Origin of the sequence: Leptolyngbya sp. FACHB-8, from assembly GCF_014695575.1 — a bacterium.
Lineage (GTDB): Bacteria > Cyanobacteriota > Cyanobacteriia > Elainellales > Elainellaceae > Vacuolonema.
On sequence record NZ_JACJOO010000084.1, the window covers coordinates 108,047 to 132,913 of the forward strand.

Annotated in this window: 16 protein-coding genes; 7 read left to right on the forward strand and 9 right to left on the reverse strand. The window is 51.3% G+C overall.

Annotated features, from left to right (window positions below):
• Positions 1-102 precede the first annotated feature (102 nt).
• The 4 genes from H6F91_RS23885 to rimO all read right to left on the reverse strand — a co-directional run bounded on the left by H6F91_RS23885 (position 103) and on the right by rimO (position 4,730).
• Positions 103-891: a 3'-5' exonuclease gene (locus H6F91_RS23885; RefSeq protein ID WP_190772618.1), complete on the reverse strand. Its 789-nt coding sequence runs from the start codon at positions 889-891 to the stop codon at positions 103-105.
• Between the two features lie 248 nt (positions 892-1,139).
• Positions 1,140-1,544 carry a GNAT family N-acetyltransferase gene (locus H6F91_RS23890; RefSeq protein ID WP_190789518.1) on the reverse strand — a complete coding sequence of 135 codons (405 nt, stop codon included), beginning with the start codon at positions 1,542-1,544 and terminating at the stop codon, positions 1,140-1,142.
• A 342-nt stretch (positions 1,545-1,886) separates the two neighbouring features.
• Positions 1,887-3,353 (reverse strand): DEAD/DEAH box helicase, encoded by a 1,467-nt coding sequence (locus tag H6F91_RS23895; protein WP_190772620.1) that lies wholly within the window; start codon positions 3,351-3,353, stop codon positions 1,887-1,889.
• Between the two features lie 9 nt (positions 3,354-3,362).
• Positions 3,363-4,730 carry a 30S ribosomal protein S12 methylthiotransferase RimO gene (gene rimO / locus H6F91_RS23900; RefSeq protein WP_190772621.1) on the reverse strand — a complete coding sequence of 456 codons (1,368 nt, stop codon included), beginning with the start codon at positions 4,728-4,730 and terminating at the stop codon, positions 3,363-3,365.
• A gap of 524 nt (positions 4,731-5,254) precedes the next feature.
• On the opposite strand from rimO, the gene btpA reads away from it, so the two are divergent.
• The 3 genes from btpA to H6F91_RS23915 all read left to right on the forward strand — a co-directional run bounded on the left by btpA (position 5,255) and on the right by H6F91_RS23915 (position 10,835).
• Positions 5,255-6,112, forward strand: a complete 858-nt coding sequence (btpA, locus tag H6F91_RS23905) for a photosystem I biogenesis protein BtpA (RefSeq protein ID WP_190772631.1) — start codon at positions 5,255-5,257, stop codon at positions 6,110-6,112.
• Positions 6,113-6,283: 171 nt separating this feature from the next.
• Positions 6,284-7,222, forward strand: a complete 939-nt coding sequence (locus tag H6F91_RS23910) for a vitamin K epoxide reductase family protein (protein ID WP_190772632.1) — start codon at positions 6,284-6,286, stop codon at positions 7,220-7,222.
• 418 nt (positions 7,223-7,640) lie between these two features.
• On the forward strand, positions 7,641-10,835 hold the full coding sequence (locus H6F91_RS23915; RefSeq protein ID WP_190772622.1) for a tetratricopeptide repeat protein: 3,195 nt from the start codon (positions 7,641-7,643) through the stop codon (positions 10,833-10,835).
• 85 nt (positions 10,836-10,920) lie between these two features.
• Here H6F91_RS23915 and H6F91_RS23920 read toward each other — a convergent pair whose 3' ends face one another.
• The 5 genes from H6F91_RS23920 to H6F91_RS23940 all read right to left on the reverse strand — a co-directional run bounded on the left by H6F91_RS23920 (position 10,921) and on the right by H6F91_RS23940 (position 17,222).
• On the reverse strand, positions 10,921-11,445 hold the full coding sequence (locus tag H6F91_RS23920; protein ID WP_190772623.1) for a hypothetical protein: 525 nt from the start codon (positions 11,443-11,445) through the stop codon (positions 10,921-10,923).
• A gap of 736 nt (positions 11,446-12,181) precedes the next feature.
• The gene (locus H6F91_RS23925; protein ID WP_242035959.1) at positions 12,182-12,949 is read right to left on the reverse strand and encodes a carbohydrate ABC transporter permease; all 768 of its coding nucleotides are present in this window, start codon (positions 12,947-12,949) and stop codon (positions 12,182-12,184) included.
• A 419-nt stretch (positions 12,950-13,368) separates the two neighbouring features.
• Positions 13,369-14,991 (reverse strand): 2-isopropylmalate synthase, encoded by a 1,623-nt coding sequence (locus tag H6F91_RS23930; RefSeq protein WP_190772625.1) that lies wholly within the window; start codon positions 14,989-14,991, stop codon positions 13,369-13,371.
• 396 nt (positions 14,992-15,387) lie between these two features.
• A complete protein-coding gene (locus tag H6F91_RS23935; RefSeq protein WP_190772626.1) occupies positions 15,388-15,906 on the reverse strand; it encodes an NYN domain-containing protein in 519 nt (172 codons plus the stop codon).
• A 443-nt stretch (positions 15,907-16,349) separates the two neighbouring features.
• Positions 16,350-17,222 carry a sulfurtransferase gene (locus H6F91_RS23940; protein ID WP_190772627.1) on the reverse strand — a complete coding sequence of 291 codons (873 nt, stop codon included), beginning with the start codon at positions 17,220-17,222 and terminating at the stop codon, positions 16,350-16,352.
• A 442-nt stretch (positions 17,223-17,664) separates the two neighbouring features.
• Here H6F91_RS23940 and H6F91_RS23945 point away from each other — a divergent pair, with 442 nt between their 5' ends.
• The 4 genes from H6F91_RS23945 (at position 17,665) to H6F91_RS23960 (ending at position 24,761) form a co-directional block, all read left to right on the forward strand.
• Positions 17,665-18,690 (forward strand): HD domain-containing phosphohydrolase, encoded by a 1,026-nt coding sequence (locus H6F91_RS23945; protein ID WP_190772628.1) that lies wholly within the window; start codon positions 17,665-17,667, stop codon positions 18,688-18,690.
• Between the two features lie 148 nt (positions 18,691-18,838).
• Complete coding sequence (gene glmU / locus H6F91_RS23950; RefSeq protein ID WP_190772629.1) at positions 18,839-20,200, forward strand: bifunctional UDP-N-acetylglucosamine diphosphorylase/glucosamine-1-phosphate N-acetyltransferase GlmU; 1,362 nt, start codon at positions 18,839-18,841, stop codon at positions 20,198-20,200.
• A 753-nt stretch (positions 20,201-20,953) separates the two neighbouring features.
• Positions 20,954-23,185 (forward strand): GAF domain-containing sensor histidine kinase, encoded by a 2,232-nt coding sequence (locus tag H6F91_RS23955; protein WP_190770942.1) that lies wholly within the window; start codon positions 20,954-20,956, stop codon positions 23,183-23,185.
• Between the two features lie 232 nt (positions 23,186-23,417).
• A complete protein-coding gene (locus H6F91_RS23960; RefSeq protein ID WP_190770941.1) occupies positions 23,418-24,761 on the forward strand; it encodes a hypothetical protein in 1,344 nt (447 codons plus the stop codon).
• The last annotated feature ends 106 nt before the right edge of the window (positions 24,762-24,867 follow it).

Sequence of the window (24,867 nt, forward strand, 5' to 3'; positions counted from 1 at the left end):
TCGGCGCAATTTTCTAGCTTGAGAAATAACGTACTACCATTTTTGGGATAGAGACGCCACATGCAGCCTCTCTGTCCTCAAGCCCACAGCTATTACTGCAGGTTAAAGAAACGACAATTGGGCCCCGCCTTGCTCCTCATCGTAGAGCCGTTCAACATCTCCCCGGCGATACATGGGCACGCTTCCCTGGCCCCGATTTGACCAGCGATACTCAACTCCGGCTTTTTCCATACGCGATCGCCCTTCCCCTTGAGAGCAACCTAACAACTGTGCCGCTAATTTCAGGGGCATCCACTGTCGGGAAAATCGCCGCAACAAGGCCGCATCGGATTCGTTCTGAATCTCGGTCAGTAACCTTTCTGCTAACAGCCAGCACGCCTCCGTATCTGCCGCCGCCCGGTGCGATCGCCCTACCGCAAACTCAAAGTGACGCACCAGTGCCGGCAGACTGCGGGAGGGCAAGTCGGATAACATGAGCCGCGCTAGTTCCACGGTGCAAAGCTGTTCTGAGGCAGGACGGACAAATTCCTGATCGAGACGTTTATATTCGGCTTGAAGAAAGCCGTAATCGAAAGCTAAGTTGTGGGCCGTGAGGACCCCCTGGTTGAGCGATGACAGGAAATCGGGAAGGGCGATCGCTGCCACCGGAGCCTCACAAACCATGGAGTTCGTAATCCCAGTAACATGCACAATTCTTTCAGGAATGCGTGTCTCTGGGTTGACCAACGTACTTTGACGATAGAAAACACCATCCTCCAGCCGAGCCTGAAGAATAGCAATTTCAGTGATCCGGTTATAGGCCGGAATGTGGCCTGTTGTTTCTAAATCCACTACTGTCAAAGGCCGCTGGCTAATCTGCCGATAAAATGCCAGCAGATCAGAGGAGAGCATAGCTCCAGTGAATTTCTCTTGTTTCCCCACGAAAACGAGTCCTTATCTCACCATGTATATTCAATTACTAACAATTTCAGGCACCTGTTAAGAAAATTTCCAGTAATAAAATTACCTCCGTGATGTGGGTGCTTTGCCCGCGAACCGGGCAAAGCACCCACATCACGGGTAAATTCTGATGCAGAAATCTTCTAAGGCTTCTAAACAGTTAACCGCAATGTTTTTTTAGGGCGATCGCTCCATAATTTTTAGTGATCATCACCTGCATATATCCACATGGGTTCTGTTTTCCCGGCCCTTGTAAACCCACATTTTTCGTAGAAGGTGATCGCCTCCTGATCGGCGACCAACATGTGCATATGCATCCCCTCATACCGCTTCTTCAAAATCTCCATCATCCCTCGACCAATACCTTGCCCCTGATAGTCTGGACTCACTAAAAGATGGGGATAATAAACAACCAAAAATCCATCGGAGATTGCATTACCAATTCCAACCAGTTTCTCTCCATCCCACGCCGACACTAAACTATGGGAATTTATCAATGCTTGATAGAGAGCTTGAGGTTTTTGAGCCGAAGACCATCTGTTCGCTTCGTATAACGAAAGAATTTTATCAATTGAAATATCTCGCTTCTCTGAAAACGTAATCATTACTGTTGCGATTACTTACTACGGAAAGTTGATACTAAAAAGTGTTTTAAAGCTGGCTGAAAGGAACGTTTTTATGCGCTTCGCATATGAAGAATAGCTTTCAAAGCAAACTCTGGGGGAAAGCGGCAGGGATCAAGCCATGTTTGAATGCAGACCAACTTAAACGGACGAGTATTCGCTCAAACTGAAGCAGCAAGCCTTTAGGCTTCAAATAGAAAACGGCTTCAAAAGTGAATAGGGAGCGAATAGCTATTCGCTCCCTATTAGCCTTGGGTTCAAGATACTTGAAAAGCCCGGCAATCATCTAATTTTGAGGGGCAATGCCCCTCAAAACCAGGCAAATTAGTGGGACTTGGGAGCCGAATGCTGCGGCGAAGCAGGGCGCGAACGCGGGATCGGTTTCTTCTGAGGCCGAGGCACATCAGAACCAGAGCCAGAGCCAGAGCGAGACCGCGAAGAGCGAGGCCGGGGAGATTCTGTGGGCTCATCTACCCAGATTTGATCGGACCGCATCCAGGCAGGACGGGTCTGGTCATAGGCCATTTGCAGAGCTGCCGCGGCGATCGCCCGAATGTCGTACTCTTCGCTCAGGTTCGACACGATCGGGAGGAAGGAGGCGAGGCGATCGCCCACCAACGCATCCCGCAATTGCGACTGCAGCGACTCCAGATGACGCGCTTCGATTTCGGCACGAGTTGGAATCTGGCCGATTTCGAGCCGCTGCCGAGTGTGCTGCTCGATCTCCCGTAGCTTACGCTTATCCAGGGGATGCACAATCGATACCGCCGTACCTTCTTTACCGGCACGACCAGTACGACCAATCCGGTGAACGTAGCTTTCTACGGTGTCGGGCAAATCGAAGTTGACCACGTGGGTCAAGTCTTCAACGTGCAGACCCCGAGCTGCGATGTCGGTCGCCACTACCCAGCGCACCTGACGCTGACGGAAGCGGAGCAACAGACGCTCCCGTTGAGACTGGCTGAGGTCGCCATGGTATTCATCCACGCTGTAGCCGGCCGCTTGCAGTTGCCGGGTCAGATCCGCGGCGGTCTTCCGGGTCCGCACAAAAATCAGCGCAGATTCGGGATCTTCCAGTTCGAGGATGGGTTGCAGGGCACGAGCCTTGGTCCAACCACGGGGCACCATGTAGGCAATCTGGTTAATCCGAGTGGGGGTCGCCTTGGGCTGCTCAATCTGTACGGATACAGGAGTCTGTAGGAATTTGGCAGCCAATTCGCGGATGGTTGGATCCATCGTGGCCGAGAAGAAGGCGGTCTGACGCTGGGCCGGAGCCTTGCTCAGAATCTTCTCAACGTCCTGAATGAAGCCCATGTTGAGCATTTCATCCGCTTCGTCCAGTACCAACCAATTCAAGTCATTCAGTACTAGATCGCCCCGCTTGAGGAGGTCTAGCACACGACCGGGGGTACCCACAACGATTTGTGTGCCCCGTTGCAGACGGTTAATTTGAGCGTCAATCGCCTGACCACCGTAAACGGGCAGGACCCAAAGGCGGCGATCGGTACTCAGAGTACGAATCGATTGATAGACCTGAAGCGCCAGTTCACGGGTGGGCGTCAAAATCAGCGCCTGCACCGTAGGTTGATTCAGGTTCACTTGCTCCAGGATGGGTAGAGAAAACGCGGCGGTTTTTCCCGTACCCGTTTGTGCTAGGCCCACCACGTCCCGGCCGGACAGCAGATGGGGGATCGCTTGAGCTTGAATGGGGGTGGGAGTCGTAAATCCAGCTTTTTCTAGGTGACGAACACGCGCCTCAGACAGGCCCAAGCTAGCAAAAGAAATTGTCATTTAGTTTCCTCATCGAGTTTCAGCCGAGACACGGCTGAGCGCGCCTCGAAGTTGAGTTTGAACATCAGCAACCCGTCCATAAAGGTCGTAGGGGTCAGCCCCTTCGATTAGTACCGGCACCATCGTGCCGAGACGAGCATCACCCTGGACATAGACCAGGCCATCCACATCGGGAGAAAAGCGGGCCGATCGCCCAATCTTTTCGCCTGTGCCGGGATTTTCTTGTTCGATCAACACATCCACCACACGGCCAATCTCAGCCTGGTTACGCTTGAGGGAGATGGGTTGTTGGATTGCCATTAGTTGATCCCGTCGTGCATCCATCACATCTTGAGGAAGCTGGTTGGACAGGTCGTAGGCCGCGGTCCCTTCTTCCGGAGAGAAGGTGAACACGCCCACGTGGTCAAACTCATGGCGTTTTACAAACTGCGTCAGGTGCTCAAAGTGGGCATCGGTTTCACCGGGGAAACCCACAATAAACGTGGTACGAAACACAGCATTCGGCATCGCTTCACGAATGCGATCCATCAGGCGATCGTTGATATCGGCCTGCCAGGGACGATTCATCGCCTTCAGCACGTCTGGATGGGAATGCTGCAAGGGCAAATCCAGATAGGGCAGTACATTCGGCGTATCCTGAATGGCGGCAATCACATCGGAGGTGAGTCCGGTGGGATAGGCATAGTGCATCCGAATCCAGGGCACTTCCACCTCACCTAGAGCCCGTAATAGCTCGGCCAGGCGGGGTTTGCCGTAGAGGTCAAGGCCATAGTTGGTGGTGATCTGGGAAATCAGAATGATTTCCTGAACCCCTTCCGCTGCCAATTGCTTGGCTTCGGTCACGATGGACTCGATGGAGCGCGATCGCTGATTTCCCCGCAAGTGGGGAATGATGCAAAAGGCGCAGCGATAGTCACAGCCCTCTGCCACCCGCAGATACGCCACCCCTTCTGTGGTGGTGCGATAACGCGGAATCGTCTCATCGGCGATAAAGGTGGGTTCCTTGGAAATCTCCTTGACCCGTTCCCCGGCCTCAGCCCGTTGCACGACTTCGACAATCTTTTGGTAATCTCCGGTGCCAACAACAGCTACAGCTTCAGGGATCTCGTCGAGCAGTTCCTGCTGAAAGTGCTGAGCCATGCAGCCCGTAATCACAATCTTCTTGTTCGCTTCTGCCAGCTCGACCAGGGTACGCACCGATTCCTCACGGGCGGCCTGAATAAAGCTGCATGTATTCACAATAACGTAATCTGCCAATTCTTCGTTGGAGTCTACTGAATAGCCGGCCTGTACCAGCAAACCCAGCATGTGTTCGGTATCGATACGGTTCTTCTCGCAGCCCAGGTGGGACACGGCAATTGTTGGCTTATCTCCCATGCAGTTATGGCGAATCCTGAATAATCTGTGGAACGGTCAAAGGATCATCCACCCTTTTCAGTCGAAGCGATCGCCAAACCCAGACATGGCAGAGACTGCCTCCTGGTTTTCTGATGAGAAGATCCCTCTGTTGCAATCGCATCCGTCTCCTGCAAGATATCTTAACGCATAGATGCATTACATAACTACACATTTTTTGGATATTCCTGGAGAGGGGAGACAAAACCACGGCGTGGCCTCTCCTTTCTAGAAAGAGACAATTTTCGTCGAACTGACGTCCCTATCCGTTTGAACAACGTTGTAAAGCGGCGTCTGCCTACCTAAAACTTAGTAGATAGGCAGAATGCCCGTCTCGGAAAAGTTTCACACCCCTAAGAACGGATACCCCTGTGAGCATGACTGTTCATGTTCAAATTCAGATGCCCGGTACCGCTTCCTGTTAAAGTGATAGGGTTGTGGGTGCTCGTTTCAACGGGCTACCGCTGACTATTTGTACGTTTCAAGAGTCCAAAACGCCAGGCAACGTGGACCTAAAGCAAATCTTTAAAACCGATCGCCCCATTATTGGGGTTGTGCACTTGATGCCCCTGCCCACGTCACCCCGTTGGGGAGGCAGCCTCCGGGCCGTTATCGAACGGGCCGAACAGGAAGCTGTTGCCCTGGCTTCGGGTGGCGTGCATGGCTTGATCATTGAGAACTTTTTCGATGCACCTTTTCCGAAAGATAGCGTTGACCCGGCTGTGGTCAGTGCTATCAGTTTGGCCGTGCATCGCCTCATGAATCTGGTCACCATTCCCGTGGGGATCAATGTGTTACGGAATGATGCTCGGAGTGCAATGGCGATCGCCTCCTGTGTGGAAGCTCAATTCATTCGTGTGAATGTGCTCACCGGGGTCATGGCCACTGACCAGGGGTTGATTGAAGGGCAAGCTCATGAGCTCCTGCGCTATCGGCGAGAATTGGGCAGCGATGTCAAAATTCTGGCTGATGTGCTGGTAAAACATGCCCGCCCATTGGGCTCTCCAAATCTTACGACCGCCGTTCAAGAAACGATTCAGCGTGGCTTAGCTGATGGGGTCATCCTGTCGGGTTGGGCCACAGGTAGTCCTCCTAGCTTGGAGGATTTGGAGTTGGCGAGCGCCGCGGCCAACGGAACACCTGTTTTTATTGGAAGTGGGGCGAACTGGGATAACATCCCTCGGCTGATTCAGGCGGCGGATGGGGTAATCGTGTCAAGCTCGCTGAAACGACGCGGACAGATTGAACAGCCGATTGATCCAATTCGGGTAAGCCAGTTTGTGGAAGCAATGGAACGCTCCATTAATGCAGATCCCCGCTTAACTCCGCCGATGCCAACCTTCCCCGTTTCAGAAACACTTTAAAGCTTAAAAACTTAAAAAAAGAGTGGGGGCTAATGTTCCCACTCTTTTTTTATCTTTACAAATTCGGCCCCATCGTTCGCATCTGGAGTTTTCTGGAGCTTTCTGGAAATTTCGTTCGAGGCTCGCATCATGCGTCAGAATAGGGTAGAAAAATCTATCTCATCTGGGTTTATGATCCGCCGACGTCAAACCCCGTGGATTCAACGTTGGGCGCGTCCTATTATTGGGGCGATCGCCATTCTAGGCATCGTGAACACGGGCTACCTCACTTACACGAAGCTACTGGGCGGGGAAGCCATTTGCCCCACCAGTGGTTGTGAGCAGGTGCTATCTAGTCGCTATGCCGAGATGTTTGGCCAACCTTTAGCCCTGTTTGGGCTACTGGCTTACACGGCAATGGCCATTTTTGCCCTGGGGCCGCTTCTGGTGAACCCCGATACCAACAAAAAGCTGCGAAGCGACCTGGAAAACACCACCTGGACGTTTTTGTTCCTGGGATCAACAGCCATGCTGGTGTTCAGCGGCTATTTGATGTACATCATGTTTTCGGAATTTGTGGCTAAGTATGGAGCAGAAGGGCTTTGTTACTACTGTCTGGCCTCTGCCATCTGCGCTACTGCCATGTTCGTCCTGACTCTGTTAGGTCGAGTTTGGGACGATGTAGGTCAGCTCTTTTTTACAGGAGCGCTCGTTAGCGTTGTCGTTCTGGTAGGCACCCTGGGCATCTACAACAGTGGAAACACGGCCGCTGCTCCCGATGGGCAGGTAGGGCCACCAACAATTAATATATCTGGCGACGCCGAAATGGCACTGGCTGAGCATTTGACTAAGACGGGTGCCCGGATGTTTGGGGCCTACTGGTGCCCCCACTGCCATGAACAGAAAGAATTGTTTGGGCGGCAAGCCTTCGCCAAAATTAACTACGTGGAGTGCGATCCCGAGGGAGCCAACTCCCAGACCGACCTCTGCCGCTCCATTCCTGAAGTTCAGGGCTATCCCTCCTGGGAAATCAACGGACAATATTACTCCGGACGTCAGAGCTTACAGCGGTTAGCGGAACTCTCTGGATACACGGGGCCAACCAATTTCCAAAACACATTGGGTGGTTAGGCAAATAGCTATTTCAGAAGAGGGCAGGTACGAAGTACCTGCCCTCTTTTTATTCAGAAGAGGGCAGGTACGAAGTACCTGCCCTCTTTTTATAGTTCTGTTCACCCAAATGAACAAACGGTTACTTCACAAAATCTTGTTACAACAAAAATATGCCAGTCCCACATACAACAGGACGGGCACGCTAGCACATATTTCATACTTTGGTTCCTGAACTGGAATTGATAATTAAACTTGTTTCCTGATACCCCAGAAAAAGGACGGAATAAATGAATAAATCCACCTCACATCTCGGCTGTTTCCCCGGATATTTTCTGACAGTCTAGACAGAGAACTGCGGTGGTGGATTTACCTCACACTATGCCGGGAGGGGCTTCTCTCAGGGTCTCACGGCGCATTACATCTGGGGCATATCACCTTGAAGAAGAAGCAGCACCACTGGTTAGATATTGCAGAGTACGCCACCCTCTTGGGGTTAGGCTTAGGATCCGTTGTTTCGTTCGCATCCTCACAGTTTTTCTACTCTTCGGCTCCACTCTCGCTATTAATTCTGCTCAATCTGGCCAACCGCAACCGGATGGAGCAGGTGGCCGAGCAGAATACAAATAAGTCCCTAGAGGATATTGACCAGCGAGTCTCCAGAAACCTGGAGTTGCTACAGCAACAGATTCAAACGTTGCCAACGCCTGAAGCCATTGGTAGCCTGCGGAAATCGATGTTGGTGAAGAACCGGGAATTGGCTGAGCGCCTGGCCGGGGAAATTAGAACCCTGCAAGAGGGAGTTCAATCGGTGCTGCAAGTGATTGAGCAGCTCAATCTCGGTACTGTCCGTGAGGATCTGGATGGCCTGCGAGATCAGTACAGCAACCTGAATGATGGGGTTGCCAATTTAACGGCCCAGTTCCAGCAATTGTCAGCAGCAGGCAAGTTTAAGGATTTAGAGCGGGCGATCGCCCAACTTCAATCTGACAGCCAGCGGCTCCAGGGTAACCTTCAGAGCCTGGCCGACCAGACTAAGCCCACCCTGACCTCCCTACAAGATCAGATCAACCATCTCAATCGCCAGTTCCAGAAGCTGCCGCCACCGTTTGATTCCACAGCCCTCAAGCAAGAAGTCACCGAGCTAGTGCGTGTGGTGGCCGACCTGGTACCCAAGCGGGATTGGAGTACCCTGGTTACGGAGTTGCAGTCTCTTCAGAAACAGCAGGAATCGCAATCTGAAGCAGAAGAAGGATTGCGGCGTAAATTACAGGAAATTAGTCAGCAGCTTCAGACACGCCCCACCAAGTCCAGCCTGACCTCCCTGCAAAATCAGATCAACCATCTCAATCGGCAGTTCCAGAAATTACCACCGCCGTTTGATCCCACCTCCCTCAAGCGGGAAGTGGCTAAATTGCTGAAGGTCGTGTCTGATATGGTGCCCAAACGGGATTTTGGAGGTCTGGTTGCTCAGGTGAAAGCCCTGCAACAGCAGCAAGAATTCCAAACACGGGTAGAGCAAACCTTGCGGGCAGAATTGCAAGCCCTCAACGACCAACTGCAGAACTTGATGGTCGATGGAGATGCTGGCTCACGCAGTACAGGCCCTGCCACTCCTCCAGCTCAACAAGAATTCCAGTCGCGTCTGGAAGCAATGCTGCATCAGGAGATGGCTCAAATTAGCCAACAACTCAGCAGTCTGCCCACTGATGGTTCTGAGTTCCAAGCCCAGGTAGAGGCCGTGTTACGGCAGGAATTATTGGAGGTAAACCGCCAGCTTCAGAGCTATCCCGAAGGACCGCAGTATGAATTTATTCTGGATCTGAAGGCCCTAGCAGGAGCTGAGGGTAGTTCAGGAAGCCCAGGGCAAGATGAGCTTCATAATAGCCGTTCGGTTTTAGAGCAGGCGTTGGAGCGATCCCAGGAGCGCTTGATCGTCATTCTTCCATGGTCCAGCCAGGTATCTTTGGATGACGACCTGATGGGTCGTATGGAGGCATTCCTGCAGAAAAACCGTCGGCTGGATATCGGTTGGTGCCACCAGGCCGATCGCACTCAGGAGCGCCTGCTCAAGCCAATTCACCAACGCTGGCAACTCCACTCAGACATACAGGATGACCTGCAAACAACGCTGCAAAAGTTGCTCCATTTGAAGCGGACATACCCTCAAGTGCTGCAATTCAAGATTCTGGGCACACGGGAGAACTTCCTGGTATCCGATCGCGAGTACGCTGTGCTGGGGCTGGAGGAAGCCATGGTCGGGGCGACAAACCTGCCCGAAGTAGAGCTAAAGCTACGGACTACGGACGACGAAGCGATCCAACAGTTTATCCAGCGATTTGATAACCCGGTGTTGCGGCTTAATGATGCGGCGGCTCACTGGAACCGTGCCTACACTCGGTTCGATCTGGGCGATCGCCAGGGAGCGCTGGAAGACTGTGACCAGATTCTCGCTGTCACCCCTGATGATATTTTTGCTCTTAACTTCCGGGGTATCATCCGCTATGACATGGGCGATCGCCAGAACGCTATTGCCGATTTCAATCAATCCCTTCAGGTCAATCCTCAACAAACGGCAGCCTATTGCAACCGGGGCTACATCCGCTCAGAATTAGGGGATCAGTTGGGTGCGATCGCTGACTACAGTGCAGCCCTACGCATTGATGAACAGTCGGCTGTTACCTATTTCCTGCGAGGCATGGCCTGCCAGAAGTTTGGTGAACTAGAAGGGGCGATCGCTGACTACACCGAAGCCCTTCGGCTCACCCCAGACTCGGCCATCCTCTACTATTACCGGGGCCTAGCTCGGCCCAAGAAAGGAGATTATGATGGGGCGATCGCCGACCTGAACAAAGCCCTCGAGCTGTTTACAAAGCGTGGCAATGAGATCAACGCCCGCAAGGTTTTCAATTACCTGCAACAGTTAGAGCAATCTATGCCCACTCCCGTAGAGCCCCCCACGACACAGGAGCCGCTCGTAAACGACCCAAAGCCCTCAGGTGCGAGTGCACATCCAGGTGCCGAACCTGCCCCATCCGAAAACTTGGTAGCCGAACCCCCTCAGGCGAGCCTGCCCCAAGTTACCCCGGTTGAAGAGGCGATCGCACCAGACGCTCCCCCTGCTGATGAAGCTGCCCCTCAGCCAGAAGTAGCTGCCGACCCAGACGATAGCACCTCATTCGCGTTTGCCTCTATGCAAACCCTCGCCTCCCTCTTCGATGATGAAGAATCGGAAGAGGATGAGTTGCCTGAACTTGTACAGGAACCCACCCCCTCAAAAGAAGCGATCAAAGAGGAACCTAGAGCGATCGCCTCCGTAGGGCCGAATGGCTCCCTTGGGGAAAACCTACCGCTCATCCTGAACGGCAGTCCATCTCTCCACATTCAGGGCGCTCCCGATCCCTCGACACTCACCCTGTCCAACTTCCTGGAAGACCTAAATGATGCCGAGGAACTAAACCCATTCCAATGGGAATCACCGGAACCCGCTACCTTGGTAGCGGCATCGGAAGAGATGGTCCCAAACCTGGAAATGGCAGAAAATGGCTCAAGCAATGGTCACCGCGCAGTAGAAGAAGCCCATTCGGAAGAAGGGGAACTGGGTACGCTATCGGACTTTTGCAGCCAGTTTTAGCAGGAGGGACAGAAACCCAAGCCACTGCTTTAGTCTTTCTATGAAGACCAACAGCCTGCTTCGTTCTTACAGCCAAGATGAGAGATTAACCAACCCAACTCACATCGCTATCAGAAGAATTCACAGGAGGAAGTGGTTTAGCGATGGGAACTTCTCGACGCCCGAGGCCATTTACAGATGACGTAGTGGTTGACGGACCAAAGGTCGTAGTCGGAGCCTTATTGACTGGTGCAGGTTTGGTTTTGGGCTCCAATGCGGGCTGAGAGGCTGCTTGAGCCATCTTACTCATGGCTTGCTTGGCAGCCAAGCGGGGTTGAAGCACCGTTCGTTCTTGCACAAGGGTTTGCTGACTTTTCTCCCAACGTGTATAGGCTTCGCGCTCAGGCATGATAATACGCCGCATCACCCATTCAATGGTTTGCTCTTTAAGCCAACCCCGAGCCACTAGAACCTCACCAAACCGCATCCCTGTAGCCTGTTGATCGTTTAAAGCAACATCCACTTGGTCGGTGGTCAACAACCCTGCTTCCAGCAAATATCCACCTAAGCGCTTGGGTTTTCTGGGAGAGTTGTTGACCTGCACTTGATAGCGATCGCTCTTATCTCGCATAATCCTTTCGCTCTCTCTTTCAGCAATTCGGGCAATATTCCAGAAGCCTATAAGTGGCCATTCTGGAGAAAGCAGACCCAAGGAAGAATTTTTGCAATTCTGCCCAGGTATCTTGAGTCCGCCACTTGTGACGTGAGCCGAGCTATAGCTACGTAATTACAGGGAAACAATGGGAGACTGAAGATTCATCCTAGTATAACAGCCTCATTATATTTGACCAGTTCTTCACTATAACTTTAAGGTTAAACCAAGAGAAATTACGCAATTGTACGGAGTCGCAAAAGAAGATACTCCGCACTACCAGGATATTAGATTCATAAGTCCGACAAAAATTCGATAGAAACCCTCAATCCATTGCTATGGAGGAGCCTCAAATATTTAGCAGAAAAAGATAGGTGAGATTGAAATTTTGCTTCGCAGCACACGGAATCTTCAAAAGATACAGCTTTGCTGTACCCTATTCCGCAAAATGGAAGATTTTACGACTAAAAATAGAAAAACAATATGCAGACCAGTTATTTGAGGCTAGAAATGTAAATTCTGCCAGAACGAAATAGTTTCCATGAGATTAATTTTTACTCAATTTTCACCTCTTTTGTTTATACAAGGCAAAATCAGAAGCATACCCCTTAAGAAATCAGAAGCCTTGTTTGCAGTAGAAGTAATTTTTTGCCGAGGCGTCTTTCAAAGGTTTTCTCGTGCGCGAGGCGCACGAGAAAACCTTTGAAAGCAAGCCCTAACCCTTTACACCACTGCCCGTGTCAGTCGGCACAATATAACGTTGGGCAATAATAAATAACAGCAAAATCGGGGCAATCGAGATTACAGAACCTGCTGCAATAAGCCGCCAGTCATCTCCTGAAAGAGAACCGGCTAGTTTGGCAACCCCTAGGGGCAGCGTGTAACGCTCTGGCTGGTCAAGTACAATCAATGGCCACAGAAAGTCGCTCCAGGAACCGATGAAAACGAAAATCGCCAGGGTCACCAGGGCAGGCCTTACAGATGGCAGCATGACGTGCCACCAGATCCCTAACTCTGAGCAGCCATCCATACGAGCGGCCTCTTCCAGCTCTTTAGGAACCCCCTGAAATGCTTGCCGTAAGAGAAAGATGCCAAAAGCCGAGGCGATCGCCGGAAACACAACTCCCAAATACGTATTCCGCAACCCCAGCTGCACTGTCAAGATATACAGCGGAATCATCACGATCTGAAATGGGATCAGAATGGTCGCAACCACCAGGGTAAAAATTGCCTCCCGCCCACGAAACTGTAGCCTCGCTAAGGGATAGGCGGCCAGGGAGCAGAAAAGAAGATTGAGGGTAACCGTCAACACGGCGACCAGGGTACTGTTCCACAGGTAACGCCCAAACGGATTCGTCTGCCAGACCTTAACAAAGTTCGTTAGAGTTGGCGTTTCGGGAATAAATCGGGGCGGAAATTGAAAGATATCTTCCGTAGGCGCTTTGAAAGCAGTGCTGACGAGCCAGATAAGCGGCAACAACATACCGAGGGCGATCGCCACCAGAAGCACATAAAGCCCAACTTTCACCCAAAGCTCTCGCTTGGGAGCCAGTCCAGATTGGGAGGCTGAAGTCGAAGAGGAGCGATCGCGCGCCCGAGCCTCATTCTGGATTGAAGATTCTCCCGTCATTCCCCGTTATCCTTTTGATCGTTACTCAAAGATTCCATCCAGGCTAGCAATTTCCTAAAAGAATATAGCGCTGTGCACGTGATTAAGTACGGTGGTATAGGGCACTTCATGCCCCACACCACCGTTACTGTACTTAACGCACTTGCACATTGCTATAGACGCCAGCCTGGATGGAACAATGGCATCATCCTCGCACAGAACCTCATCAGATGCAGTCAGAGGGCATCGCGTTGCGCAACACCCCTGACGCTGTGTAGACGAGAAAATCGGTATTAATTAACTGACGGCAGCACAGAATCGTGCTGAGGGTGTAGTGCCTTACCGTTTTGCAGAGTTGTATAGAGCCGATTCAGGGCATTCATGTAAGCCTGAGACGACGCCACAATAATATCGGTGCTGGCTCCATGGCCCGAGAACATGCGATCCTCATGCTTCAGACGAATCGTGACTTCCCCGATCGCATCAATCCCTGCTGTTACCGATTGCACCGAGTACTCAATCAACTGGTTGGGAATATCGACAACTCGATTAATGGCTTTGTAGATCGCATCCACGGGGCCTGTGCCAATGGCAGCATCCGTTAATTCTTGACCATCGGGGAGACGCACGGTAACCGTTGCAGTGGGACGGGCATGATCACCACAGGACACCTGCACGTGCTCCAGCTTAAACAGCTCGGGTACCTGCTGGATCTCGTCATTGACGATCGCCTCCAGATCCCAATCTGAGATTTCCTTCTTTTTGTCCGCCAGTTCTTTAAACCGCAGGAATGCTCGATTCAACTCCTGCTCACCCAGGTCATAGCCCAACTCCCGCAGACGGGTGCGGAAGGCATTTCGACCAGAGTGCTTACCCAGAACAATCAGGTTATCGTTCAAGCCAATGGATTGGGCGTCCATAATCTCATAGGTCAGCTTGTGCTTCAGCACACCATCCTGGTGAATCCCCGATTCATGGGCAAAAGCATTCGCTCCCACGATAGCCTTGTTAGGCTGCACCAACATCCCCGTCAGATTCGAAACCATGCGTGAGGTTTTGTAGAGCTGGCGTGTATCAATGTTGGTCAGCGGCTCCTCAGAATCCTCAGGCCGCCCCAGGAAGGGGTTGTAGTATTTACGGCGAACATGCAGAGCCATCACCAGCTCTTCGAGAGCCGCGTTTCCGGCCCGCTCACCAATACCATTAATCGTGCATTCCAACTGTCGAGCGCCATTCTTAACGGCCTCTAGAAAATTGGCAACCGCCAGCCCCAAATCATTGTGACCATGCACCGAGATAATCGCCTGATCAATATTGGGAACGTTCTCCTTAATCCCCTTAATCAAAGCTCCAAACTCGCTCGGTGTCAGGTAGCCGACTGTGTCAGGGATATTGATCGTGGTAGCTCCAGCGGCGATCGCCCGCTCCAACACCTGATACAAAAACTCGGGATCAGAACGGCCTGCATCTTCCGGCGAAAACTCTACATCATCCACAAAGGATTTGGCATAAGCCACCATTTCTGGAGCAATCTCCAGCACTTCCTTACGGCTCTTGCGGAGTTTGTATTCTAGGTGAATATCAGAGGTCGCGATAAAGGTATGAATCCGAGCTTTCGCCGCAGGTTTCAGAGCACGAGCAGCCGTTTCAATGTCCTGCTGGGTTGCCCGGGCTAGGCCACAAATGGTAGGGCCATCGGGAGTACCCACTTGCTCCGCAATTTTTTGGACGGCTTCAAAATCGCCCGGACTCGCAAAGGGAAACCCGGCTTCGATGACATCCACACCCAGTCGAGCCAGTTGACGGGCGATCGCCAGTTTTTCGTCCACATTGAGCGTTGCACCAGGAGACTGTTCTCCATCACGGAGAGTGGTATCGAAAATGATGATCCGTTCTGGCTTCGATTGAGTGTTCATGATCAGGTATGACCTTAAAAAGTCAAAAACGATAAATGAGTACGGGAACCCCGGCGAATCTCAGTATCATAGCCAGGAAAAGAAAAGCCGCTCCTCCCCTGACAGAGCTAGAGGATGCAAGGCATCGGGTGATTTTGAAGCAATCCCCTGAGCCCTAAACCCCACATTCCCAAATGAGACTATCGCTATTCTAAGGCTCGACCTGGCTAATTCAGAGGGTGTTTGAAAACTTGATCCTCCGTGTGCAGCGCATACGGAGGATCAATCCTTTCAAGGACTCTAAATATTCTCCGAGTTACCAAGCCCTGACAAGCCTCTCTGAACATCTATCACAACAGAACACAAAGCTTGAGAAAAATAAGCTATGCTTATTAGACTTGGGCTAACCGGTATAAATTAGTTGTCTAGCTTTTCAATAGACATCCGGATGTCGTTGAGATCAATATAACGGTCTGTTGCATTCCGTAGTTCCCGAGCAATCATACCCTCAGTCGACACAACGGTAATATGGGTATTTTTTGAGCGCAACAACTCAATCGCTCGTTCAAAATCCCCATCGCCACTAAACAAAACAACCCGGTCATATTGCTCGACCGTGTTAAACATATCAACCACAATCTCAATATCGAGATTGGCCTTTTGCGAATACTTACCCGACGTGTCGTCGTAGTACTCTTTCAAGATCTTCGTTCGAACTGTGTAACCCAAACTAATTAAAGCATCTCGAAATCCTCGTTGGTCTTGAGGGTCTTTGAGACCCGTGTACCAAAATGCATTAATTAGCGTTGTTTCTGGTTGTTCATTCTGGAAAAAGCTCAGAACTCGTTTGGGATCAAAAAACCACCCATTCTTTTGCTGAGCATAGAACATATTGTTGCCGTCCACAAAAATGGAAAGACGGTTCATTAAGGGCATATAAACCTTATAGTTAAGCGTACGTAGAGTTCAATTAAGCAATGACAGCCAAGTAATGGCTTTTAGAATTTCAGACCTTGCGATCCCAAAAATACACGTATCGTAATGTTAGCTTAAGCTTGCAAAGAATGTCGCTTTCACCTCATAGCAGTCTTTAGTTTGAGTTCCTAAACTCAACTATACAACTCAGGATAAGGGGTGGAACTGCCTTTAGAAGCAGCTTTGCAGAATTTACTCCATTGCAATACCTCTTAAGGCATATCTTCATTTTCTATATACTTTCATAGTTTCCATCAACGCCCTAAACCTAAATTCTGCCATTACAAAGTAGCAGCAGAATCAAGATTTTGGCTGGAACTGGGGCGAGAGTTTTAGGGTCAGAAGGTGGAGACTTTGACCTCATTTTTGTTCTAATTTAGAGGACTTTAGCTGTTCTTATAGCTTCACAGAGGTGATATCAGGTAAGAACACCAATCACTCCAGCTGCCTGCATAAAGTCGGCCTTCTGGTCGTCCAGCCAACTGCAATGACAATAGATTGACGCAGGCTGTAACCCCAGAACCACAGTACACAATCAGATCAGATTCCTCTGGTAGACCAGCCCAGCGTTGCTGTTGTTCCTCAGGCGATCGCCCATACCCCTGCTCATCGGTCACCTCTAACCAGGAATAGTTAACAGCGCCAGGGATATGCCCCGCAATTGGGTCAATCGGTTCAAATTCACCTCGGTAGCGATCGCCCGTCCGCGAATCTACAAGCACGACTGAGGAGTGTGTCTGAGCCATTTGCACCTGCTCTCGATCCACCACCCAATCCTGCTGAATACGGGGTCGAAACTGCCCCACTGATGACGTCGGCAGGTCTGTCGTCATCGGGAATCCGGCTTTTTGCCACCCTTGAAATCCACCGTCCAACAAGGATACTCGCTCATGGCCGAGGTAACGCAACAGCCACCAGAACCGGGCTGCAAACGCGAACCGCGAGTCATCATAGACAACAACATGGCTGGGATGATCTGTGTCTTCTGAAGAAATGCCTGCGGCTGCAAGTTTATTAACCAAGTCTGCAAGATCGGGAAGGGGATGCCGGCCACCATGTTTTTGTGGCACGCTCGACAAATCCTGATTCAGGTCAAAATACACAGCACCCGGTATGTGACCCTCTTCATATTGAATTCTTCCTAGAGCAGGATTGTCCAAAGAAAAGCGGCAATCCACAATGATAAGGTTAGGTTCGCTGATATGGTCTTTCAACCAGGTCGCGGAAACAAGGGTTGACGTATCCCCTGGAAAGTAAGGTGTTGGACTGCTAGCCATAACGAAACCTGACGATATCATTGAATTTAGAAACACTTGAAGAACAGGAAGGATTTTATTCTTCTGTTCCTTCAGAAAATTTTGAAGCCCTCATTTATCAAACGCTGAGCGGAGTGAGCGCGGCTACTCAACAAATCTCCGATCAGTAAACCTCCGAACGATTTCTCAGCTTAACAAAAGTGTAAAATACACGTTCGTTCAAAATATCTAACTGTGGGGAATACTACTTTATAAGGAGTATCCCCGTAGATAAGACTTCGTTTTCTCATCCTAGCTCCGGGAAATAACCCAGTAAATCTCCGTAAAAAACCTGATTTCCGGAATCCCTTCCATTGCAGATACTGAGAGAATCCATCCACGCCCTTCGTGAACCGACTGAATCGGTTTTGATATTCTCCAAACCAGCGTTAAGAACACAGTCGTTCGAGAGAGACTTTTTCTAGTGAGCGGTCGAGACTCTGACAATCCTAAAGTTCTGGTTGTTGATGATCATCCCTCTAGCCGGATGACAGCGGTTGCCTTGCTTTCCGTTGAAGGTTATGACGTGCTAGAGGCCGAGAATGGTCTGGCAGCCCTGGAATCCGTCATTGAGATAAATCCAGACTTAATCCTGCTTGACGTTATGATGCCCGGGATGGACGGCTATGAAGTCTGTCGACGGCTCAAGCAGGATGAGCAAACACGGCTTATCCCCGTCGTGTTTGTCACCGCTCTGAACGATCGGAGAGCGCGATTGCGAGGGATCGAAGCAGGCGGCGATGACTTCCTCTCCAAACCCTTTGACCAGCTTGAGCTGTCTGCCCGAGTTAAGTCTCTGGTCCGACAGAAGCGGCTCAACGAAGATTTGGACCACGCAGGGCAGGTCTTATTTTCCATTGCTCGCACGATTGAGAGCCGCGATCCCAATACAGGCGATCACTGCGAACGGTTGGTAAACCTGGGCCAATCCTTTGGGGAATTTCTCAACCTGTCGCGGGCCGAGATTCGCGATTTGGTCTGGGGAAGCTATCTTCACGACATCGGCAAAGTTGGCATTCCAGACCATGTTCTGCTGAAAACGGAGAAGCTGACACCGGAGGAGTGGGAGATCATGCGGCAGCACGTCCTGATTGGCGAGCGCATCTGCGAGCCACTCCGCACGATGCGAGGGGTTGTGCCCATTATCCGTCACCATCACGAGCGATGGGATGGATCAGGCTATCCTGATGGGCTGTCAGGAAATAGTATTCCATTCCTGGCTCAGGTATTCCAGATGATCGACATCTACGACGCTTTGACCAGCGAACGCCCCTATAAAGCTGCACTGGAACCGGCAGCCTCCCTTCAAGTCATGCGGGAGGAAACCCAGCGGGGCTGGCGTAACCCTGAGTTGATGGAAAAATTTGCTGCCTTCATTCTGCAGGGCACACCACAATCTGCTACAGAACCAGCACCACAGCCGAATTTGGTTGCTTCTACGCGGACATAGCGTTAAGTATGAGCTAAGCCAAATGGTTTTTGGCAAGGGGGTGGGGCAGCCTACTCTCTTGCCAAAAACCATTTCACAAATCGCGTAGGGACGCTATAGCGCAACCGGAAGCACGATATACTCCCCTTTGGAATCTTTGGAAGACAACATGGTAGCGGTAGCAATTCTGGCGGCAGGGCGTGGAACTCGTATGAAGTCGCATCTGCCCAAGGTGCTCCATCCTCTGGGGGGGCGATCGCTGGTAGAACGGGTTTTAGAAAGCCTGGCCAGCATCCAACCGGAACGACGGTTATTGATTGTGGGGTTTGGGGCAGATCAGGTCAGGGAACGCCTGGGTGCAGACACCACATTAGAATTTGTTGAACAAACGGAACAGTTGGGTACAGGCCATGCTGTTCAGCAGTTGCTCCCGGCCTTACAAGGATATGAGGGTGACCTGCTGGTGCTGAATGGCGACGTTCCACTCCTGCGGCCTGAAACCCTGGCGAACCTACTGGAGACCCATCGGCAGGAAGGCAATGCAGTAACACTGCTCGCAGCTCACCTGCCCGATCCCAAGGGATATGGCCGGATCTTCTGTGATGGTAACAATGTCGTCACCCAGATCGTAGAAGATCGCGATTGCACTGCGGCTCAGAAGCAAAATCGCCGCATTAATGCAGGGGTTTATTGTTTCCGTTGGGCAGATTTGGCTCAAGTATTGCCAAAACTCACTAACGACAACGATCAGAAAGAATATTACCTGACCGACGTGGTGCGGTTTATGGAACCCGTCATGGCAGTTGATGTCGAGGATTACCAGGAAATTCTGGGGATCAACGATCGCCTCCAATTGGCAACCGCCTACGACATTTTGCAAGACCGTATTAAAGACCGTTGGATGACCGCGGGCGTAACCCTAGTGGATCCCGCCAGCATTACCATCGACAGCGAGGTGGTGTTGGAGCCCGATGTGATTATTGAGCCTCAGACCCATTTGCGAGGGCGATCGCTCATTCATACCGGCTCCCACATCGGTCCTGGCAGCTTAATTGAAAACAGCGAAATTGGCGACAACTCAACCGTTATGTTTTCAGTGGTTAGTGACAGCGTCGTCAAGGCGAATAGCCGAATTGGCCCTTACACCCACTTACGGGGTCATGTGGAAGTTGGCGAAGGGTGCCGCATCGGTAACTTTGTTGAGTTGAAGAATACGACCCTGGGCGATCGCGTCAACGTAGCACATCTGTCTTACCTGGGAGATGCCACTCTGGGGAATCGTGTCAACGTCGGTGCAGGAACCATCACAGCTAACTACGATGGGTATAAGAAGCATCGGACTGTGATTGGCGATCGGACCAAAACCGGCTCCAATAGTGTGCTGGTAGCTCCGGTTACGGTGGGGGCTGACGTCACTATCGCGGCTGGTTCGGTCATTACCGAGGATGTGCCCGATGATGCGTTGGCGATCGCTCGCGCCCGTCAAACCATCAAACCTGGGTGGCGGCTTCGCTCCGCTCCACTTCCCTAATATCAGTAGAACTAGAGAGTGCTTTAAAGCTGGCTGAAAGGGTAATTTTTTGTGCACAAAGCGCACAAAAAATTACTTTTAAAGTAAACCCGAATACTCGATGGCTTAAGTCGGCTCATGAAGGTAGGGGTGCTTTGCACCCCTACCTTCAAACATACCAATATGGGGAGGGTGGGGTGCGTACGCACTCCACCCTCCCCATATTGGTCGTTCAAATAGGCTCTAAGAAAGCGTTTTATAACGTAACGAAAATTTTAGATGTAGTGAGCTGAAAAACTAGCTTGATTCAGCCTCTCAGCTCACAAAACCCACTTCCATCTAAGGAGATTTCCAGTAATGAAATTACCCCCAGAATGTTGGTGCTTTGCCCGCTTCGCGGGCAAAGCACCAACATTCTGGGTAAATTCTTATGCAGAAACCTCCTAAAGTCTCATTGGTGATGACCGACACCTTTTTTTGGGCATGATGAGGAGGTAGAAAAGCAGGGAAGTTACAGGAACACTTGCTACTAAGGGCATCATCCTGAACTTTAATCGAGTCAATCCCTCTCTAACCTGTACTGACCCTTATGCTGGCCTGGCCATAGGGATGCTGATCCATGAGCACCCTCAGTGCCGGTTTGTGTTAACAACAGCTCCAGAGTTCCTATCAAGCTGCGTCTATCCTGGGTTTCCCTGATAAATCCAGAGTATTTTCCTTCTCACCAGTTCTGCGCGGCTCCCAGTTCCTCTGCTCCCCATCCGTTGAGTGTATATGGGTTATCCTGCCATAAGCCCTGTTCCCGAAGTGCCCGACGATGAGGCACCCTTGAGTGTTAGTGTTGCTGAAGCCGCCCTGCTTAAGGCTCAGGAGTTACTGGCTGTGATTCCTCTAGCGGCTGTTTTATGCGATCGCCATACCACTCAGCTTTACCTCGGTAACACAGCCTTCTGGAATTTGGTTGACTGGCCAGAAGTAGGAGAGAGCGATCCTCCCTTACTGATGGAGTATTGCAAGACGCCAAAAGAACGTAAAAGACTTCAACGGCGAGTAAAAGAAGGGAAACATAGCCAACAGGAGCAGTTCTGTTTGGAGCTAAAGATCGGGCTGACCGAAGTTTCCATTGCCTTTCAACCGATTAGTCCTGAACACGCGCTGCTGGTATTCTCCCAATTAACGCCCATCACAAAATCTCCACACCCCTCTGAGAACACTCTACCCGTTGCAATCTCGGCAGCGGAGATGGATAGGACGTTAAGCCAGTTTATCGAGGCTCTGCACCCAGCGGTTGATTTGAAAGTGCTTTTGAATCGAGGTGTTCAAGCGATCGCCCGGCACTTATCGGTTACCCGTGCTATTGTGCTGCACTACTCTTCAGTTCAAAAAACTTGGACGGTTGTAGCCATGGCAGGCCAGCAAGAAGGGTCAGGATGTATTTTTCCTCCCATCTTTGCGGACCCGGGCGATCGCCTGCAAGCCCGCCTTTCCACTACTCCTATTTCCCTGGAGAGCCTGAGTCTGAGCGAATTGGGGCTTCCAATCGATGGGGGCCGAGGGGAGTGGTTGGTGGGGTTACCAGATAGCCCGGATGAAGCTGGAGGGACAGCTTTATGGGGTGCTTTATACGTGCAAACCCAGCGCAACCGAGAACTACCGAGGGACCTGCTCCACACGATGGCACTGCATCTGGCGATTGCGATTCAAGAGGCTGAAGTTTGTCGTCAGCTTTACCGCCGCATTGCTGAGCTAGAACGGCAGGTGCAAGCCCACAGTGCGCAGTTGGAGTTAGCTGCCGATTTCGAAGCCACCCTTAAGCGCATCACCGACAAGGTACGAGACTCTCTGGATGAGCATCAAATTTTGCAAACGGCTGTGCAGGAGTTAGCGATCGCCCTGGGGGTTCAGTCTTGTAATGCAGCCCTTTATGATCTGGAACGGGGTACCTCAACCATTCGCTACGAGCACATTACCCTGGGAGTTCCGTTTGAAGGGCATGTGGCTGATATGCAGGCGTTTCCGGAGATTTATGGTCAGCTCTTAAACGGCCTTTGCTTTCAGTTTTGCTCAATCTTTCCTAACCCAGTACGGGGTCGGGTGGCGATGTTTGCCTGCCCCATTCAGGATGACCTGGGGGTATTGGGAGACCTCTGGCTCATTACTCAGCAGTACTCAACCTTCCGCGATCAGGACTTGCGGCTGGTGGAGCTGGTGTCTAATCAATGTGCGATCGCCCTGCGACAGTCCCGGTTGTTCCAAGCGGCTCAGGCTCAGGTGATGCAACTGGAGCGCTTAAATCGATTGAAGGATGATTTTCTCAGCACAGTCAGCCACGAGTTACGCACCCCCATGGCCAGCATCAAGATGGCCATTCAAATGCTGGGGATCAACCTGGAGCGCATGGGCTGCCTGGAGAGTGGCACTCCCATTCACCGCTACTTCGAAATTTTGAATACTCAATGCCAGCGGGAAACAAATCTGATTAATGACTTGTTAGATTTATCCCAGCTTGAAACGGATCCAAAGCCGTTGCAGCGTACTGCCCTCGATCTCAACCTCTGGTTCCCCCAACTGGTACAACCTTTCGCCGAGCGTGCCAAAACCGCAGGCCAGCAGTTCGACCTGCTACTCGCCGCGAAACTTCCCCCTTTGAACACAGATCTGCGAATTCTGGAGCGGATTGTATCGGAGTTGCTGGACAACGCCTGCAAATACACACCGGCCGATGGTGCGATCGCGGTTCGCGTGCAACCATTACTTGGGGCTGATTATCATCCCGTAGAAGTTGAGATCAGCATCGTCAATGTTGGGGTTGAAATACCTATAGGTGAGTTACCCCATATCTTTGACAAGTTTTATCGCTTACCGAATGAGAATCCCTGGCAACATAGCGGTACGGGCTTAGGGCTGGCTCTGGTACAAAAATTGACCCGGCGTCTAGGGGGAAGCCTCGCCGTCAATAGCAGGATGCAACAAACCTGTTTTACCCTCAGCATCCCTGTTCTATAGCGCCTGACCTTGTTTCAGAACTGGACTTTGCTGCCGCCCAGCGACAAAGCTTCAGCTTTGAAAAATAGCAGATGTAATATCGGATACATCCGTCGATAGATGCATCCGTTGGTTGCTACAAGGCTGATGTTTCCCGAGTTTTTCCTGATTCTGCCTCTGCCGTTAGAACAATAGGAAAGGTATAGAACTGACTGGCGATCGCAGGTACATCCTTCAGCTGGGGGCAACGGCTATGGACGCGACCATTACAGAAGCGGAATTAAGGAGCCTGGGAAACCATTTAGAAACACTGCTTCAGGAGCGCAATATCCCTGTTGGCATTCGCTGCGGGTTTCAGGATGGCCGTCTCATCATTGTGGGATTTCACCCACCAGAGGTCATTCTGGAACCCGTGCAGGTTTTGCAGTCGCTCCAGAATCTTGTCGCATCGTTTCGATTGGCCTTTACCCGGCGAGTGCGGCTTTACTTACGAGTGCTGGGACGGCCCCTCCCCTACGCCCGTTGCCACTTCTTAGTTGATGACCAACGCGAGTTTGTTGTGCCTGAGGAGCTTACCGAGCCCGTGCAAATCACCGCATGGCTGGAGGATATAGCCGCCGATAAGGCTACTCCCTTCAGTGAGGACTTGCAACCTCGGGGAGCATTATTAGCGCCTGAAATTCACGTTGTAGATTGGGAAGTCGTCCATAACCGGGGAAACTGGGCCTGGGTTAATGGTATTGAAAACTCCCTGGCAGTAACTGCCGTGATGGGCATGGCCCTGAGTGGTTATCTGGTGAGCCAACCTTGTGTAGGTGGCGCTTGCCCTCAGTTACAAACCGCTCAGACTCTGGGTCAAGAGTTCCAACAACGCTTAGCCGTAGCTCAAAACTACGATGATCTCAAAGAAGCTCAGGACTATCTGACGGGAGCCGTGAGCTTGTTGGAGACCATTCCCCCATGGTCAGGGCGATCGCCCGAAGCTCGCACGTTATCCGCGAACTACCGGGAACAGACCAAGCAGTTGGAGCAGGCTATGGCGGCGGCTAGGCTCGCTATTACCGCCTGGGATAAAAGCGAGAACTTTATCAACCAACTTGAGAGCTGGGCTACCATTCAGCTGCTGTGGCAGGATACCATCGACAAACTTGAGGCTATTCCCCCCGATAGCCCCCTGTACGCTTTTGCGGAACGAAAGCTCGAACTTTACCGCCCTAAATTAGCCCTCGCAAAAGAACAACGAGCCCTCGAAGCAGTTGGCCAGGAGGAATTGTTCATTGCGCGGCAAGAAATTCAGCAAGCCCAGAACAAGCATGCGAAAGCCGTTACAGCAACGGACTGGGAAAAGGTTTGGACAATCTGGGATACGGCCATTAATCGCCTGCACCAAATTTCTCCCGAAACCCAAGCCGGGCTTGAGGCTCGACGCCTGTTAGCAGCTTATGGAGGAATTCCTCGGGAGTTGGGCGATCGCCTCCAAATCGGCATTCCCGATAACCCAGAGCCTCCTCCAGAACGGTCCTATCAAACTCCCGTTAACTGGGCAAATTTGAACATGGATGTTAACATCCCACCGCCCCCACTGATTCTCCGATAATCTCACTTGGGCAGGACTTACGCATTTGTGTTGTGGATGGTGTGCGAAGCACACCATCCACAACACAAATGCTCTAGTTCCGATAGCTCTTTGCAAAAAGGGATGG

Bases quoted from the DNA above. Each gene is read 5' to 3' on its own strand.
- H6F91_RS23960 (WP_190770941.1), top strand. From the start codon at position 23,418: ATGGACGCGACCATTACAGAAGCGGAATTAAGGAGCCTGGGAAACCAT.
- H6F91_RS23930 (WP_190772625.1), bottom strand. From the start codon at position 14,991: ATGAACACTCAATCGAAGCCAGAACGGATCATCATTTTCGATACCACT.
- H6F91_RS23955 (WP_190770942.1), top strand. From the start codon at position 20,954: ATGGGTTATCCTGCCATAAGCCCTGTTCCCGAAGTGCCCGACGATGAG.
- rimO (WP_190772621.1), bottom strand. From the start codon at position 4,730: ATGGGAGATAAGCCAACAATTGCCGTGTCCCACCTGGGCTGCGAGAAG.
- H6F91_RS23940 (WP_190772627.1), bottom strand. From the start codon at position 17,222: ATGGCTAGCAGTCCAACACCTTACTTTCCAGGGGATACGTCAACCCTT.
- H6F91_RS23935 (WP_190772626.1), bottom strand. From the start codon at position 15,906: ATGCCCTTAATGAACCGTCTTTCCATTTTTGTGGACGGCAACAATATG.
- H6F91_RS23910 (WP_190772632.1), top strand. From the start codon at position 6,284: ATGATCCGCCGACGTCAAACCCCGTGGATTCAACGTTGGGCGCGTCCT.
- H6F91_RS23885 (WP_190772618.1), bottom strand. From the start codon at position 891: ATGCTCTCCTCTGATCTGCTGGCATTTTATCGGCAGATTAGCCAGCGG.
- H6F91_RS23895 (WP_190772620.1), bottom strand. From the start codon at position 3,353: ATGACAATTTCTTTTGCTAGCTTGGGCCTGTCTGAGGCGCGTGTTCGT.
- glmU (WP_190772629.1), top strand. From the start codon at position 18,839: ATGGTAGCGGTAGCAATTCTGGCGGCAGGGCGTGGAACTCGTATGAAG.
- H6F91_RS23925 (WP_242035959.1), bottom strand. From the start codon at position 12,949: ATGTTGTTGCCGCTTATCTGGCTCGTCAGCACTGCTTTCAAAGCGCCT.
- H6F91_RS23890 (WP_190789518.1), bottom strand. From the start codon at position 1,544: ATGATTACGTTTTCAGAGAAGCGAGATATTTCAATTGATAAAATTCTT.
- H6F91_RS23920 (WP_190772623.1), bottom strand. From the start codon at position 11,445: ATGCGAGATAAGAGCGATCGCTATCAAGTGCAGGTCAACAACTCTCCC.